General features: G+C 60.1%; 17 protein-coding genes. 7 read left to right on the top strand and 10 right to left on the bottom strand.

Going from position 1 to position 15,139, the window contains the following annotated elements:
- Positions 1–12: 12 nt before the first annotated feature.
- From CO655_RS15275 to CO655_RS15260, 4 genes are read right to left on the bottom strand one after another with little or no spacing between them, the layout of a single operon-like run.
- Positions 13–756, bottom strand: coding sequence for an ABC transporter ATP-binding protein (locus tag CO655_RS15275; protein ID WP_010031240.1), 744 nt, complete (start codon positions 754–756; stop codon positions 13–15).
- The gene (locus tag CO655_RS15270) at positions 756–1,631 is read right to left on the bottom strand and encodes an ABC transporter ATP-binding protein (RefSeq protein WP_010031239.1); all 876 of its coding nucleotides are present in this window, start codon (positions 1,629–1,631) and stop codon (positions 756–758) included. The genes CO655_RS15275 and CO655_RS15270 overlap by 1 nt, the downstream gene beginning before the upstream one ends.
- Positions 1,631–3,022: a high-affinity branched-chain amino acid ABC transporter permease LivM gene (gene livM / locus CO655_RS15265; RefSeq protein ID WP_097581978.1), complete on the bottom strand. Its 1,392-nt coding sequence runs from the start codon at positions 3,020–3,022 to the stop codon at positions 1,631–1,633. The genes CO655_RS15270 and livM overlap by 1 nt, the downstream gene beginning before the upstream one ends.
- Positions 3,023–3,026: 4 nt before the next feature.
- Positions 3,027–3,929 (bottom strand): branched-chain amino acid ABC transporter permease, encoded by a 903-nt coding sequence (locus CO655_RS15260; protein ID WP_010051810.1) that lies wholly within the window; start codon positions 3,927–3,929, stop codon positions 3,027–3,029.
- Between the two features lie 534 nt (positions 3,930–4,463).
- On the opposite strand from CO655_RS15260, the gene cysQ reads away from it, so the two are divergent.
- The 3 genes from cysQ (at position 4,464) to CO655_RS15235 (ending at position 7,637) form a co-directional block, all read left to right on the top strand.
- Positions 4,464–5,261, top strand: coding sequence for a 3'(2'),5'-bisphosphate nucleotidase CysQ (gene cysQ, locus CO655_RS15250; RefSeq protein ID WP_097604170.1), 798 nt, complete (start codon positions 4,464–4,466; stop codon positions 5,259–5,261).
- Positions 5,262–5,844: 583 nt separating this feature from the next.
- Complete coding sequence (locus CO655_RS15245) at positions 5,845–6,570, top strand: sugar transferase (protein ID WP_097604169.1); 726 nt, start codon at positions 5,845–5,847, stop codon at positions 6,568–6,570.
- A gap of 791 nt (positions 6,571–7,361) precedes the next feature.
- Positions 7,362–7,637, top strand: a complete 276-nt coding sequence (locus CO655_RS15235) for a DUF1153 domain-containing protein (protein WP_007533628.1) — start codon at positions 7,362–7,364, stop codon at positions 7,635–7,637.
- A 24-nt stretch (positions 7,638–7,661) separates the two neighbouring features.
- On the opposite strand, the gene CO655_RS15230 is transcribed toward CO655_RS15235, so the two are convergent.
- Positions 7,662–8,129 carry a paraquat-inducible protein A gene (locus CO655_RS15230; RefSeq protein WP_038690878.1) on the bottom strand — a complete coding sequence of 156 codons (468 nt, stop codon included), beginning with the start codon at positions 8,127–8,129 and terminating at the stop codon, positions 7,662–7,664.
- Positions 8,130–8,267: 138 nt separating this feature from the next.
- On the opposite strand from CO655_RS15230, the gene CO655_RS15225 reads away from it, so the two are divergent.
- The gene (locus CO655_RS15225; RefSeq protein ID WP_010031140.1) at positions 8,268–8,546 is read left to right on the top strand and encodes a GNAT family N-acetyltransferase; all 279 of its coding nucleotides are present in this window, start codon (positions 8,268–8,270) and stop codon (positions 8,544–8,546) included.
- A 259-nt stretch (positions 8,547–8,805) separates the two neighbouring features.
- Here the strand turns inward: CO655_RS15225 and CO655_RS15215 are convergent, their stop codons facing one another.
- Positions 8,806–9,156: a hypothetical protein gene (locus CO655_RS15215; RefSeq protein WP_009991379.1), complete on the bottom strand. Its 351-nt coding sequence runs from the start codon at positions 9,154–9,156 to the stop codon at positions 8,806–8,808.
- 436 nt (positions 9,157–9,592) lie between these two features.
- On the opposite strand from CO655_RS15215, the gene ctrA reads away from it, so the two are divergent.
- Positions 9,593–10,294, top strand: a complete 702-nt coding sequence (ctrA, locus tag CO655_RS15210) for a cell cycle two-component system response regulator CtrA (protein WP_007533606.1) — start codon at positions 9,593–9,595, stop codon at positions 10,292–10,294.
- Positions 10,295–10,521: 227 nt separating this feature from the next.
- Here the strand turns inward: ctrA and CO655_RS15205 are convergent, their stop codons facing one another.
- Both CO655_RS15205 and CO655_RS15200 read right to left on the bottom strand, forming a co-directional pair.
- On the bottom strand, positions 10,522–10,884 hold the full coding sequence (locus CO655_RS15205; RefSeq protein WP_004675721.1) for a response regulator: 363 nt from the start codon (positions 10,882–10,884) through the stop codon (positions 10,522–10,524).
- A gap of 120 nt (positions 10,885–11,004) precedes the next feature.
- The gene (locus tag CO655_RS15200; protein WP_097665384.1) at positions 11,005–11,652 is read right to left on the bottom strand and encodes a histidine phosphotransferase family protein; all 648 of its coding nucleotides are present in this window, start codon (positions 11,650–11,652) and stop codon (positions 11,005–11,007) included.
- A 194-nt stretch (positions 11,653–11,846) separates the two neighbouring features.
- Here CO655_RS15200 and CO655_RS15195 point away from each other — a divergent pair, with 194 nt between their 5' ends.
- Complete coding sequence (locus CO655_RS15195) at positions 11,847–12,437, top strand: EipA family protein (RefSeq protein WP_064684799.1); 591 nt, start codon at positions 11,847–11,849, stop codon at positions 12,435–12,437.
- Between the two features lie 217 nt (positions 12,438–12,654).
- Positions 12,655–13,815, top strand: coding sequence for a hypothetical protein (locus tag CO655_RS15190; RefSeq protein WP_097665336.1), 1,161 nt, complete (start codon positions 12,655–12,657; stop codon positions 13,813–13,815).
- Positions 13,816–13,922: 107 nt separating this feature from the next.
- On the opposite strand, the gene CO655_RS15185 is transcribed toward CO655_RS15190, so the two are convergent.
- A complete protein-coding gene (locus tag CO655_RS15185) occupies positions 13,923–14,747 on the bottom strand; it encodes an RNA methyltransferase (RefSeq protein ID WP_097665335.1) in 825 nt (274 codons plus the stop codon).
- A 7-nt stretch (positions 14,748–14,754) separates the two neighbouring features.
- Positions 14,755–15,138 carry a hypothetical protein gene (locus CO655_RS15180; RefSeq protein WP_097665334.1) on the bottom strand — a complete coding sequence of 128 codons (384 nt, stop codon included), beginning with the start codon at positions 15,136–15,138 and terminating at the stop codon, positions 14,755–14,757.
- Position 15,139: the final 1 nt, after the last annotated feature.

Genomic DNA, 15,139 nt, shown 5'->3' with positions numbered 1-15,139 from the left:
CTCTCCCTTCGACTAGTGTCTTCCGCCTTCGAGATAGGCGGCGCGAACCTCGGGATTGGCGAGCAGTTCCTTGCCGGAGCCGCTCATCGTCACCTTGCCGTTCACCATCACGTATGCGCGGTGCGAAAGCCTCAGCGCCGCGAATGCGTTCTGCTCGACCAGGAACACGGTCAGCCCTTCCTGTTCGTTGAGCTTGCGGATCGCCTCGAAGATGCCCTTGACGATCAGCGGCGCAAGGCCGAGCGAGGGTTCGTCGAGCAGCAGCAGCTTCGGACGCGCCATCAGGGCGCGGCCGATCGACAGCATCTGCTGCTCGCCGCCCGAAAGCGTGCCGCCGCGCTGGGCGTGGCGTTCCTTGAGACGCGGGAAGAGCGTGAAGATCTTCTCGACGTCTTCGGCGAAGTATTTGAGATTGTCGAGGCCAGCGCCCATCTGGAGATTTTCCAGAACCGTCATGCGCGGAAAGATGCGGCGTCCCTCAGGCGATTGCGCGATCCGCAGCCGGGCGATTTCATGGGTCGGCATGCGGGTAATCTCGCGCCCCTCGAAGACGACCGAGCCGGTGCGTGCCTGCGGGCTGCCGCAGATCGTCATCATTAGCGTCGATTTGCCGGCGCCGTTGGCGCCGATCAGACTGACGATCTCGCCCTTGTTGACCTGAACATCGACGCCGGCCAGCGCCCGGATATTGCCGTAATAGGTTTCGACGCCATGCACCTGAAGAAGCGGTTGACCGGTCATTACTTCATCGCCCATCAGTTTGCGCCTCCTTCGAGCTGCTCGACGGTTGCGATCACCTCTTCCACTTCCTCATCCTCGACGCCGAGATAGGCCGCGATGACCTTCGGATCGTGCTTCACGTGATCCGGCGTGCCATCGGAAATCTTCTGGCCGTATTCGAGGACGACGACGTGGTCGGAGATTTCCATGACAACCGACATGTCGTGCTCGATGAGCAGAATGGAGGTTCCGGTTTCGGCGCGGATGTTCTGCAACAGCGCATTCAGCGTTGCCGATTCCCGCGGGTTGAGACCGGCCGCCGGCTCGTCCAGGCAAAGCAGCTCCGGGCCGGTGCACATAGCGCGCGCAATCTCGAGACGCCGTTGGGCGCCATAGGGCAGATCGCCGGCAGGATCGTCGGCGCGGTCGATCAGATCGGCCTTCTCAAGCCAGTGCCGTGCAAGCTCGACCGCAGCCGTCGCCTCCCGCCGATAGGGACCGATGCCGATGAGGCCGAGGATCGTATAACCTGATGCCTGCATCAGCTTGTTGTGCTGGGCAACCAGCAGATTTTCGAGAACGGTCAGGCCGGAGAACAGCCGGATGTTCTGGAAGGTGCGCGCCACCTTCGCTTCTTTGGTGATGCGAAAGTCCGGCAGACGCTCCAGCAGGTACTGTTTGCCGTTCCTCTGGTTAAGCGTGATCATCCCCATCGTCGGCTTATAGAAGCCGGTGATGCAGTTGAAGACAGTGGTCTTGCCGGCGCCGTTCGGGCCGATCAGCGCGGTAATGTCACCGCGCTTGGCTTCGAAGGAGAAGTCGTTGATGGCCATCAGGCCGCCGAACTTCATCGACAGGTGCTCGACCTTGAGCAGCGTATCGCTCGACATCGTGTTGGTCACGGGGCTCATCAACCATGGCCCTCCTTGGTAAAGCTTCCGGATATTGCCTTGCGCTCCTTGAGGAAGGCGGTCGGTTCACGTGAGCCGACGAAACCGCGCGGCTTGAACAGCATGACGACGACCATGGCAAGGCCGAAGAGCAGCATGCGGTAGAGTTCCGGCGTGAAGTCCGGCCCGAAGACCGCTTTCAGGAAGTCCATTTCGCGCAGCGCCTCGGTGCCGCCGACCATGACGATCGCAGCGATCGCGATGCCGGTCAGCGAGCCCATGCCACCGAGAACGACGATGGCAAGAACGACCGCCGATTCCAGGAAGATGAAGGATTCCGGCGAGACGAAGCCCTGCCGCGCTGCGAAGAACGAACCGGCGAAGCCGCCGAACATTGCACCCGTCGCGAAGGCCGTGAGCTTGGTCGTCACCGTGTTGATACCGAGCGAACGGCAGGCGATCTCGTCTTCGCGCAGCGCTTCCCAGGCACGCCCGATCGGCATGCGGCGCAGCCGGATGGTGACGTAGGCCGTCAGCATGCAGAGCATCAGGATGAGATAGAAGAGGAAGATCTTGTAGTAGGCGGAAGACATCGGCAGCTGGAAGAGCTTGGCAAAGCCGCCGGCCGTCGCATCGAAGGGGATGCCGAACAGCGTCGCCTTCGGAATGCTCGAGATACCGAACGTCCCCTTGGTCACCTCGGTCCAGTTGATGAGGACAAGACGGATGATTTCCCCGAAGGCAAGCGTGACGATGGCAAGATAGTCACCGCGCAGGCGCAGCACCGGGAAGCCGAGGATAACGCCCCAGAGTGCGGCCAGGATGCCGGAAAGCGGCAGCAGCACCCAGAAGGACAGGCCGAAATAGCTCGACAGCAGCGCGTAGGAATAGGCGCCGACCGCGTAGAAGGCGACGTAGCCGAGATCGAGCAGGCCGGCGAGTCCGACGACGATGTTCAGTCCCCAGGCGAGCATCACGTAGATCAGGATCTGGATGCCGAAATTGTCGACCCATTTCAGCGAACCCTGGGCACCGACGAGCGCCACGATCACGACAGGATAGAGCACGAGCGCGAGCAGCGCGATCTTCAGGAAATGCCGATGGAAGAAGTTCTTCTCGGTCGAAATGTCGAGATCGCCTTGCCGTGCCTTTCTGAGCTTGCGGCGGTCGATGTTCGGCTTGATGAAAACGACCATGAGGAAACGGCCGATCGCGGCGACAGCGACGAAGATCGCAAGCAATCCCCAGCGCTGGACGATGATCAGCTCGTTGTTGATGTTCTGGTCGGTCTTCAGACCAACATAGAGAACGAACATGCCGAGTGACAGGACGGCGGCGAAAAGGGCTTCGGTAAGGCCTTTGCGGACAAGTCCGGCATCGGGCTTGCCTGCAGAATTCTCGATGTTTGCCATGACGTTATACCTTCTCGACTTCCGGCCGCCCGAGGATACCCGTCGGCTTGAAGATCAGCACGAAAGCGAGGATGGCGAAGGTCGCCACATCCTTGTACGCGATGGTGAAATAGGCCGACCACAGCGATTCGATCAGACCGATCATCAGCCCGCCGAGAACGGCGCCCGGCAATGAGCCGATGCCGCCGAGAACGGCTGCGGTGAATGCCTTCACACCCGGCGTAAAGCCGTCGGCGAACGAGGCAACGCCATAATACATCAGATACATCGTGCCGGCGACGGCAGCCAGTGCCGCACCCATGACGAAGGTGATCGAGATCGTCTGGTCGACATTGACGCCGAGCAGCGCCGCCATCTTGCGGTCCTGCTCGGTGGCGCGCTGGGCGCGGCCAAGCGCCGTACGATTGACGATATACCAGAAGGCCGCAAGCAGCACCGCCGTGATCACGATGATGATGATCTGCTTCAGCGACACCGAGATATTGCCGAACTGATAGACCGAGCTCACCATCGGCGGGATCGGCTTGTTGCGCGGACCCTGCGTCACCTGAATGAAGTTGGACAGCACGATCGACATGCCGATCGCGGTGATCAACGGCGCCAGGCGGAATGAACCGCGCAAAGGACGGTATGCGACGCGCTCGATCGTCCAATTCCACAAACTCGTCATCAGCATCGCGACGACAAGCATCGCCAGCAGCAGAATTGCCACGGGGAGACCTGCGAAGATGGATGTGAGGACGAGGAAGACGATAAGAGCGGCGAAACCACCGAGCATGAAAATGTCGCCATGGGCGAAGTTGATCATGCCGATAATGCCATAAACCATCGTATAGCCGATAGCCACAAGGCCATAGATGGATCCGAGCGTCAGCCCGTTGAAGAGCTGCTGGACGAAATACTCCATATGTCGTTTTCCCCTGGATGCGAGCCGAATATGCTGCATCTCTTTTTGGTTCTTCGGTCACCCGTTTCAGGCAACCTCATGACCGCATGCATAGCGGTTTCGTTGCAAATGTGAAGACAAAAAGGATTTACTCCGGCAGATTCTTGTTCGAACAGGGCTAAATGGCGCATTTTGCACCAAAATCCACAGAAAATCAGCGAAGCACGTCCTGTTTTTAGCCAAAAACTGGCGTCGAATTAACCATCCGGCGATTTCGCCTTCAATTTCATGAACCTCTTGCGGCGTAACCTATTCCACAGAATTGGAAGATGGAGCAAATTCAGACCCGCAGCGCAGCACTTTGGCGAATCCCATTCCAGCGAATGACTGCCATCTTCGTCTGACAAGACCGAAAGCTTATGGTAGCATCGCAGACTGCGTTATCGGGGTGCGGAGCGCGGGGCGAAACACCATATAAGATTGACTATGGTGGCAGGGATGGTTTGCGGACGAGCGACAACGGGGTGCTCGCCGCGCGGCGAACGGCAAAGGACAATGCTGAGGACATTCGAAAAGGCGGCGCTCGAAGCCGGCAGGGCCATCATAACGGTCCTGCGCGAAGGCTTTCCCGTCGCCATGAAGGCGGACGCAAGTCCGGTCACGGTCGCCGACGAGGAGGCCGAACGGATCATCCTCGCGCATCTTGCCCGAGACTATCCCGAAATACCGGTCGTGGCTGAAGAGTCGGTCGCGGCCGGCAGGGTGCCCGACATCAGCGGTCGAGGCTTCTTCCTGGTCGACCCTCTCGACGGCACGCGTGAATTCGTCGACGGGCGGCAGGAATTTACCGTCAACATCGCTTATATCGAGAACGGCGCTCCGGTGGCCGGGATCGTCTACGCGCCGGCGCTCGGGCTTGCCTTCTCGGGAGAACGCGGCCATGCCGAAAGGCTCGTGGTTACGGAGGATTTCACTGTCGGCGCACGCAGTGCAATCACCGTGCGCGAACAGCCGGCCGACAGGCTGGCGCTCGCGAGCCTTCGCCACAACAGCCCGGAGACCGGAACCTTCCTCGCCGACCATGCGATTTCCAAGTGCACCAACATCGGCTCGTCGCTGAAATTCTGCCTGCTGGCCGAAGGCAAGGCCGACGTCTATCCCCGTTTCACCCGCACGATGGAATGGGACACCGCGGCCGGCGACGCAGTGCTTCGCGCCGCCGGCGGTTCGACCGTGACGCTCGACGGAGCGCCGCTGACCTACGGCAAGACCGGAACGGCGGCCGATTTCGATTTCGCCAACCCGAACTTCATTTCCTGGGGCGGCAGGAAACGCGTTCTCGAACCCGCCTGACCGCTCGTAAGGATCGCTGAAGGCCGCGGGCGTGCTTCTTCGCCGCTCCGCGCCTTCCGTCAGGCCCCTCCTCCGTGCCGATTATCTCAGCTCCGCCGGTCATGGACTGATTCGCATGGCCGGGCGAGAGAGGTGATTCTGCGGGATAGCCCCGTGTCTCCACACCTTCTACCTGCAAAAGCGCGTCGATCCCGCCTTGGTTTTGTCACATTTTGGCACTGTTAGATAACAAGCCGACCGTTCTCGCGAAAAAATTTCGCCCCGGTTTCTGTTAAGAAATGGCGCTTGTGGGCAATGCGGTACGTGCCGAAAAGGCACGTCCGAGGCACCCCGGAAGCCCCTGCCAAGGGCCTAAAAACCTTGACGAAATTCCAATTCTTAACGAAATATCATGAGTTTGCCTCAACTTAACGCAAGTGCGAAAGATTTATTGCGATGCGATATTTCTCTGGACACCATTACACAATTGTCGCATTTTTCCGTTTTAGTAGGGTTACCAACACCTGAGTGCAGCCCTGGTGACAGGGTAAACCATTGATCGCCTATTGCCGCCGCGCCCCTCGAAGACAACAGAGTACGATCCTTGAGCATCACGGAACTAAACAACACCATTTCGACAGAGTCCTTCCGGCCGAGCCGCCACCAGCAGCCGAGCCTGAAGATCCAGACCCCTGTAATCCACAGCGATGCGCCGCAGGCGCCGTGGGTGGATCTCGTCCTGAAGCGGGCGTTCGACATTGTTTCGTCGTTGAGCGCCCTCCTCGTCCTCGCGCCCTTACTTCTCCTCGTCGCCCTTTTGATCAAGCTGGACAGCCCCGGACCGGTGCTGTTCAAGCAGACCCGCTGGGGTAGGAACTGCAAGGCCATCAAAGTCTACAAGTTCCGCTCCATGCGCACCGATCTCTGCGATGTCTCGGGCGTTGCTCAGACGGTGAAGAACGACCCGCGCGTCACCCGCATCGGCGCCATCCTGCGCCGCACGAACATCGACGAGTTGCCGCAACTGTTGAACGTGCTGTTGGGCGACATGTCGGTTGTCGGTCCGCGCTGCCACGCGATCGGCATGCGCGCCGGCGGCATGCTCTACGAAGAGCTTGTGCCGGAATACCACCAGCGCCACGCAATGCGTCCGGGCATGACCGGTCTCGCCCAGATGCGCGGCCTGCGCGGCCCGACCGATCGTCCGGCCAAGGCGCGCGCCCGCATCGCCAGCGATCTCTATTACGTCGGGAATTTCTCGATCTGGATGGATATGCGCATCATCGTCGGAACCGTCGCATCGGAACTGGCCGGCGGAAAAGGCTTCTAAGCTTTTTGTTGAGAACGGGCCGGCTGCTCGGAGCAGCCGGTACCGGAATGCTCGGGCGACTGCCCGCATGCGGTTGAGCGAATCGCGCTTGCCATCGCACTCCTCAGATACCCCCACGATCATATACGACGAGAGATCGAGAAGAATCGCCTCTCGTCCCTGCTCCTGCCGTCAGCCGACCCAGCGCCGCTTCTCTGAGGCGCAAAGGACGCTGCAGCACTTTGGATAAGTTCAGGCATCCCATTGCCTGCTTCCCTGTCGGCATGGGCCGCTGCCTAACAATCGCGAAAATGTATTGTTTCAGGTCAGCGCCATGCAATCCGAAGGCGACGGTATTTCTCGCCGCATCCTGGAAGAGCGTGTCCAGATGACGATTTCCTGATTGGCGGCCCTCCTCGCAAACGCCCCTTCCGCACGGAAGATCGTCAGGATCGTCCGCGCCATCGCCGTCACCGGTCTGCAGCAATAAAAGAGGTCGTCGGCCTGATAAAAGCTGACGAGGCTTTGCTGCCGATTGCTGATCAACGGTTTTCGATACCGGCGACGAAAAGCTCACACCGGAGTGTCGACGAAGACCGTTTGGCTGCGCAAGCAAGGACAGGAGGCATCAAATCATACGAATTGGGCCGATACGGGGGAGATCGGCGACGAAGTCTTGCGAGCAGACGCCCATTCATCGGCCACTCCGGGGCGTCTAAATTTGTTATCAAAGTCTTACGTTGGGCTTAGGCAATTTTTAAATGTGGCAGGCTAGAGTGGCGCTCGTGGTCTTGCGTTGTGTAGAGAGTCCAATGACCGAAATGATACGTCCCCGAGTAAAATATGTCATCGGCCCCGATGGCAGCCCCCTGACCATCGCGGACCTTCCGCCGCCCAATACGCGGCGCTGGGTGATCCGCCGGAAGGCAGAGGTTGTCGCGGCTGTTCGCGGTGGCCTGTTGAGCTTGGAAGAGGCCTGCGAGCGTTACACGCTCACGGTCGAAGAGTTCCTGTCCTGGCAGTCGTCGATCAATAGCCATGGCCTCGCCGGCCTGCGCACCACGCGCATTCAGCAGTATCGCCACTGATCGCACGCCAGCATCGACGACGATTTATTTCGGGCCGGACGCATCTCCCGTCAGGGAGTGCAGAAGGCCCGAAATCATTGACGAGGCCGCATAGCACCACAGGCCAGGCTGAGTGAATGCATCCGCCAACCCCGTCGTCTTCGCCGCCGCAATGACGATCGCGACCAGCAGCACGTCCATCATTGACCACTTGGACAGATGCGGCACGACGCGACGATAAAATAGACTGCCGGCCCCGCCGCCGGCACCTGTCGCTTCCGCTGCGATCCCAACCATCTTCAGAATCGGAAGCACGATCGACACCAGCGCGACGATCGCCGCCAGCAGCCCATCCCCACCCTGCCAGAGCGAGGCGACGATTTCGACAAGCGACGGGGTCTGATCGAAGAAATACAAAGTCTCGAAACGGACCAGCGGCAAGATGAGGCCGAGCGCCAGAAGGAACGGCGCCGCCACGAGCAGTACCGGGCGGATCATCGAAAGCGCCCTCATTCGCGAACCTTGCACCGATCCGATCTTTTTCATGAACACTCCGTCTCCTCGAGGAATTGCCTCGCCGGCTTGGCATGATCGCGGCGCCGTGTCACCGTCGCCGGCGACAATATCCCCATCCCTCTGCGAGGAAAGACCATGGACATTCGAAACGAGGAAGGCGCCTCCGGCGGCCGTTATGCGGCCGCGGTCGAAGGGCACGAGGCGGAGATGACCTATTCGCGCACCTCACCGAAACTCGTCATCATCGATCACACCGCCGTTCCCGATGCCCTGCGCGGCAAGGGCGTCGGCCAGGCACTGGCGCTGCATGCGGTGGAGGCCGCTCGCGCCGGCGGCTGGAAGATCATTCCGCTCTGCCCTTTTTTCAAGGCGCAGGCGCAGCGCCACCCGGAATGGCACGACGTCGTGGACTGATTCCCGTGGCTTGGCCGCCCGGCTGCGATTTCTAAAGTTCCGCGCGTCTTTTCAGACGCGCGGAGGATGCTGCAACACTTCCGTGCATCGCGTTTCCGAAAAGCGATTCCGATTTTTCGGGCCGATGCGCCAAGCGGGCGACATGGAGATGGAAAACGGCAAACACCAAAAGCCATGTATGACGGACCAGCGCGCCCGTCATACATGGCTTCTCTGTGGCGATCCCCGGGGCGCCGAAGCCGGCGCCCGTCGTTTTCACTTACGCCCGTGCTCGGGCGCCGCTGTCACGTTCTTCCAGCGCCGACGCCCTTGCATATTCCGCCTGCATCTCCTCAAGCGCCAATTCCAGCGCCTCTTCCTGCATCTTCAGTTCCTTGATCGAAACCTGCAGGTTGTCCGCCCGCTGACGCGCGGCCTTGGCGAAGGTCGGATAAGCAAAGTGATTCGGGTCTGATATACCGGACTTCTTTTCCTCGACGACGATCTGGCTCTCCAGATCCTTCGTCATCCGTTCGAATTCGGACATCATCATCTGCAATTGCTGCAATTGACGTCGTTTTTCGTTCACCTGAAACTCTTTCAGGCGAACGAGACTTTCTCGCGACTTCATACGCATTACTCCCGTGATGCGAGACCCCGGCTCAACTTGAAACCGCCCTGCGCGCCGCTTTGACACGGTTTGCTAAAAAATTTCCTGCGATATTAACAAAAACCTACCGCTGGTAACCTTTCGTTTACGGGCATCGTTAATGATAGGCCCGATGATTTAAGGGTCGGTAAATGCCGCGGCATGAAATTCGAACCTTTTCATTGGCGAGTCGGATGAATCACTTAGCGCTGTTTCCTAATGTTAAAATTGAGGAAAGCCTTTTTGAGATTCCTATTGGAAAACAGAGAAATGGAAAAATTATTTAATAAATTCGATACTCCTTGCCAGAGTGAATCAGAATTTGTTAACCATTTCGTGGCAGCTTCCAAATCACGTAGCTTGTTCGGTAGCGTGTAGGGGGCCAGACCACCTTTCGGCGGCGGTAAAGGGGATAATTATGCGGGTACTTCTCATCGAGGACGACAGCGCTACGGCGCAGAGCATCGAGTTGATGCTGAAATCAGAGAGTTTTAATGTTTATACCACCGATCTCGGTGAAGAAGGCGTCGATCTGGGCAAGCTGTATGATTACGATATCATCCTTCTCGATCTGAACCTGCCCGACATGTCCGGATATGAAGTGCTCCGCACTCTCCGGCTGTCGAAGGTCAAGACACCGATCCTCATTCTGTCGGGCATGGCCGGCATCGAAGACAAGGTTCGCGGCCTCGGCTTCGGCGCCGACGACTACATGACCAAGCCGTTCCACAAGGACGAGCTCGTCGCCCGCATCCACGCCATCGTCCGCCGCTCCAAGGGCCACGCCCAGTCGGTGATCATGACCGGCGAACTGATCGTCAATCTCGATGCCAAGACCGTTGAAGTCGGCGGCCAGCGCGTCCATCTGACGGGCAAGGAATACCAGATGCTGGAGCTGCTTTCGCTCCGCAAGGGCACGACGCTCACCAAGGAAATGTTCCTCAACCACCTGTACGGCGGCATGGACGAACCGGAACTGAAGATCATCGACGTCTTCATCTGCAAGTTGCGCAAGAAACTCGCCAACGCCGCCGGCGGCGCCAACTATATCGAGACCGTCTGGGGCCGTGGTTACGTTCTTCGCGAGCCGGATGGCACCGAATATGCGGAAACCGCCTGAGCTTCCCATCTTCCGATCCCCCTTATCGGATGACGAAATCCCGCCCTTCCGGCGGGATTTTTCGTTTTTGGCTGACAATGAGAGTGAGATGGCCTGAGGCCCTGATCGACCTGAAGTCCTTCAATCTCGGTAAGGGAAGGAGAAGGAGAGCCGCAGCATCAACCGGCGTCCGCATTTTTTGGCGGAACGCTCCGGGAATGGATGATGCCGGCGGCATGCGCCTGCCGTCAGGCAGCGATCGCGCGGTTTCCGAAAACGGCGGTCAGGATCTTGCGATCGAACGGTTTCAGCAGGAAATCCGTGGCGCCGGCCCGTTTGCCCGCCATCAGTTTCTTCAGATCCGCTTCGATGACGCAATAATAGATTTTGACGTCCTTGCCCCCGTCCATGGCGCGGATGGCGGCAATGAGGTCGAGGGCGCCTTCCATGCCGGAATCGACGATCAGATATTCCGGCAGTTCCGCCTGGCAGCGCTGCAGCGCCTCGCTGGCATTGGAAGCCTCGCTGACGAGAAAGTCGAGTTCGGAGAGAATGCGCTTGCCGACCTTGCGGACGATGTCCGAATTATCGGTGATCATGAACCTTTGCATGACTGCTCCTTTGCCCCCGCATTCGTCGCAACAAGAGGCCTCTTACAACCCTGGAGGATAGGTCCATCAGGCTAAGGAATCGTTACCGGACGGGCGCCGACACCCGTCCGGGCTCCGAAATCAAGCAGCAGCGACCACCGCCGTGAACACCAATTCATCGGTGCTGGCGCTATGATCGAGCGTCATTCCGCACTCTTCAGCCAATAGCACGGCGTAATAGGGCTGTATCGAATGGGCATCGATTGCCTCCTCGATCGCGCCGGTCGATATTTCAACGAATTTTGGCGGCAAGCGCATCATCTTGCCCTTGGCCGTGAGCGTGAACTTGGCGTCGAATTCGGGATTTTCGAGCGTCACCTCGAGCACGCCGCCGCGTGGAATGGAGGAATAGGCGACGAGGAAGAGATTAAGCAGCAGCTTGACCCGGTTCTTGGCAACGATGGCGCGCGGCCCGTTCCAGATCACCTCGGTTTTCTTCTCCGCCAGCGCAAAATCCTTGGCGGCCCGCTCGGCCTCACCGGTGTCGATCGAGGCGCCAACGGAACCGGACGCGCCGAAGGCGAGACGCGCGAATTTCAGTCGGACGGAAGCATTGAGCGCACTGGTGCGGATCAGGTCCATCGCATCGGAATCGGCGCCGCCTTCATCGAGAAGTTCCAGACCGTTGTTGATCGCGCCGACGGGCGAGATGACGTCGTGGCAAACGCGGCTGCAGAGGAGCGCGGCCAGATCCGGGCCGGACAGGGTAAGGTTCGGGTTCTTGGACATCATCGTCTCCTGAGGGGCGGCAATCTCATCGCGCCCGGTAATATGCGTCATCTGAATTGCGCGAAGTTTGCGATCGTATTCGGTGCCATAATGACACCATATTTGGTAAACCGATTGTTAAGATCATCGGCGCAAAATGCAGCAATTGACGCGAGCGGTTGTCCGCTCCCGACCAACGACGAACGGATGACACCATGCGCCCTCGATTTCCGCACCGATTCATCGGCTTCTGCAGGTTGCTCTCGGCCCTCGTCTTCTCCTCGATGATGGTTGCCGGGCCGGCCGCCGCTCAGAACAACAACGGTCAGTATACGATGCAGGAAATCATCGATACCGGCCACTCCTTCTTCGGCTCCGCCAGCGGCGGTCTTGCCAAGGTGGTGGAAAGCGCCTTCCAGAAATACGGCCTGCCGAACGGTTATATTCTCGGACAGGAAGGCGGCGGCGCCTTTATCGCCGGCCTCACCTATGGCGAAGGCCAGCTGAACACCAAGAATGCCGGCGAGCATCCGCTCTACTGGCAAGGCCCCTCCCTCGGCATCGATTACGGCGGACAGGGCTCGCGCGTCATGATGCTGGTCTACGATCTGCCCTCCATCGACGGCATCTATGCCCGCTTCGGCGGCGTCAGCGGCTCGGCCTATGTGATTGCCGGCTTCGGCATGACGGTGCTGAAGAACAATGACGTGCTGGTCGTGCCGATCCGCACCGGCGTCGGCGCCCGACTCGGCGTCAATGTCGGCTACCTCAAGATCACCCAGGCGCCGACCTGGAACCCCTTCTGAGGCCGCAGGACCGTTGGAAACTGCCGCCACCCGCGTCGGCGGACTTGCCCCGATGCGCCATGCGTGCTTAATCATCACGGATGACCCGGAATAGGACGCCGAAAGCGTAATCGGTTTTCGGATGTCAAGTTCCGGCCAACGGAGAACGGGATTCAGACCTTAGGCCGACTGGGCTGACATCCTGTTTTAGTATCAACGTCGAATCGATGGCCCCGCCGTGATCGAATACGCTCTCTTGTTCGGACTGGGCTTCCTGACCGCGGCCTTCCTCGTCTTTCTGATTTCGCCGGCCGTACACCGCCGCATCGTCTGGTATACCGAAAATCGGCTGAAAGCGACGATGCCGCTGAGCCCGCAGGAGGTCCGCGCCCAGAAAGATATGGTGCGCGCCCTTTATGCCGCCGAAAACGCGCGCACCACCCAGGACCTTCTGCGTGAACGCGAAAAATCCCTCTCGCTTCAGCTGCGGCACGATGCCCTTGCCGTCGATGCCGGCAGGCTTGCCGCCGATATCGGTGAATTGCAGGCCCAGATCGGCGAGATGCATGTCGAGGCGGCCGAGCAGCGCTCGCACCTGCGCAAGGACGAGAACTATATCAGCCAGTTGAAGACCAATCTGCATATCGCCGAGCAATCCGCTGCCAACAAGGAGAGCGAACTGGCGGCGATGCGGACGCGGCTGAGCAAGCTCAGCGAACAAACCGACGGGCTGAGGATTGATCTGGCCGCGCGTGAAACAGAGGCGGAAAGCCTGAAATTCCGCACCAACGCGCTGCGCGACGAACGCGACACGTTGCGCCAGGACGTCACCCTGCTGCAGAAGCGGGCCAAGGATGCCGAGCAGAAACTGACGCAGCAGCAGCATATGGTGATCCGCCTGGAAGATAAGGCCGCACGTGAGAGCGCATCCGCCGCCGAGAAGGAAACCCTGCTCGCTCGCCGTCAGCAGGAAATCGCCAAGCTGAAGGAGCAGTTGAAAGCCGCCAATGCCGAGATCCGCAGGATCAACCGGGTGCTGCGCGACGCCGGCCTGGCCAAAATGGCGGCGGACCTGCCGGCGGAACTGACAGCCGAAGACACAGCCGCGTCCATGTTCGATACAGCCGCGGTAACGGCTGAGATGGGCGAGGATGTCCGCAAGCGCAGCGCCGCCCTTGCCGAGCGCTTGCAGAAGGCAAAGTCCGTCGCCGGACGTGATGGTGCGATCCGCGAGGAGATCGCCTCGATCGCCGCCAATATGGTGGCGCTGACAGCACTCAACGAAGGCCCTTCCTCGCCGATCCGCACGCTGCTGGCGGATGCCGGGACCAAGAACCCGAACGACCGCGTCAGCCTTGCCGACAGGGCCGCCGCCATCATCGCCAATCCGGTGCGTTAAAGCATGTCGCGCAAAAGTGGGCAGCGGTTTTGCGTCAACGACATGCGAGAATATAAAGTCCTAAAGGGCGGGGAGCGAATCTGAAAGATCGCGACGTGCTTTAGGGGTCAGATGCGCCCCATGGCCGAGGCCATGGAAAACAACGCGATCCCCGTCGCCGTCGCCGCATTGAGGCTGTCGAGCTCGTCCGATTGCGAGATGCGCGCGCTCTGAAAGCGGGCCAGCAGCGCCGCCGGCAAGCCCTCCCCCTCCGTGCCGACGACGAGCGCCATGCGTGCCGCCGCCGGAATGGCGCGAATGTCCGTTTTCCCATGGGGCGAAAGCGTCCAGATGGCAAAACCCCGTTCGGCGAGTGCAAGGAGCAGGTCCAGTGCCTTGCCGCCGCGCCGGTGTGGAACGCTCAGCACCGACCCGACCGAAACACGCAGCGCCTTGCGATAAAGAGGATCACAGGAGGTTTCGTCGAGCAGCACGGCATCTGCCCGGAAGGCGGAGGCGTTACGGAACATCGAGCCGGCATTGTCGTGATTGGAAATGCCGCAGCCGACGAGGACCAGCGCCCGTTCCGGCAGGGCGTCAAGAAGCGCTGCCTCGTCACGCTCCTCCCGCCGGCCAAGCGCGAGAACACCGCGATGCAGGTGGAAACCGACAATGCCCTCGAGGGCGTCAGCCTCGGCGACATAGACCGGCACGTCGGCGGGAAACCGCTCCAGGATCGGCAGGATGCCCTCGACGCGATTGCGCAGCAGCAGGATCTTCTCGGCGCGAAAGCCGCGGCCTTGCGCATGCGCCTCGGCGAGCATTCTAAGCACGACAGTACCCTCGGCGATGAAGCGGTTTTCCCGTCCGGTCAGATCGCGCTCGCGGATGTCGCGGAATTCCGCAACGCGCGGATCGTCGGCATTCGCGATGGCGATCGGGGGAGCGGCCATGCCGGCCTCAATTGCCCGTGACTGTCAGGTCAGCGACGGTGCGCCCGCTCCGGAGATCAAAGATCAGCGCCTTGCCCTTGCCCTCGACGGTCTCGCCGTAAAACAGGATCTGCCCCGCCGAAAACGAGGTCGACTGCACCTTGAAACCCAGCGGCAGGGAAACGGTCGCCGCGAGCGGCGCCTCCGAGGGCACACCAGAGGCGGGGGCAGCGGCAGCCGTGTCCTTCGGCTCGCGCATCGTCTTGTAGACAACCGCACCGAAGACCGCCATAAGGCTCACGAACATGATGGCGCCGGAAACGATCTGCAGGCGGACCATCTTGCGCCGGACACTTTCCATCGCCGGATCAAGGGGCTTCTCTTCCTGGTCGTCTGGCTCGATTGCTGTCATC

The organism is Rhizobium sp. M1 (assembly GCF_002531805.1).
Lineage (GTDB): Bacteria > Pseudomonadota > Alphaproteobacteria > Rhizobiales > Rhizobiaceae > Rhizobium > Rhizobium etli_C.
The sequence above is the reverse complement of the archived record's forward strand: the minus strand, read 5'-3'. Positions and strand labels throughout refer to the sequence as shown.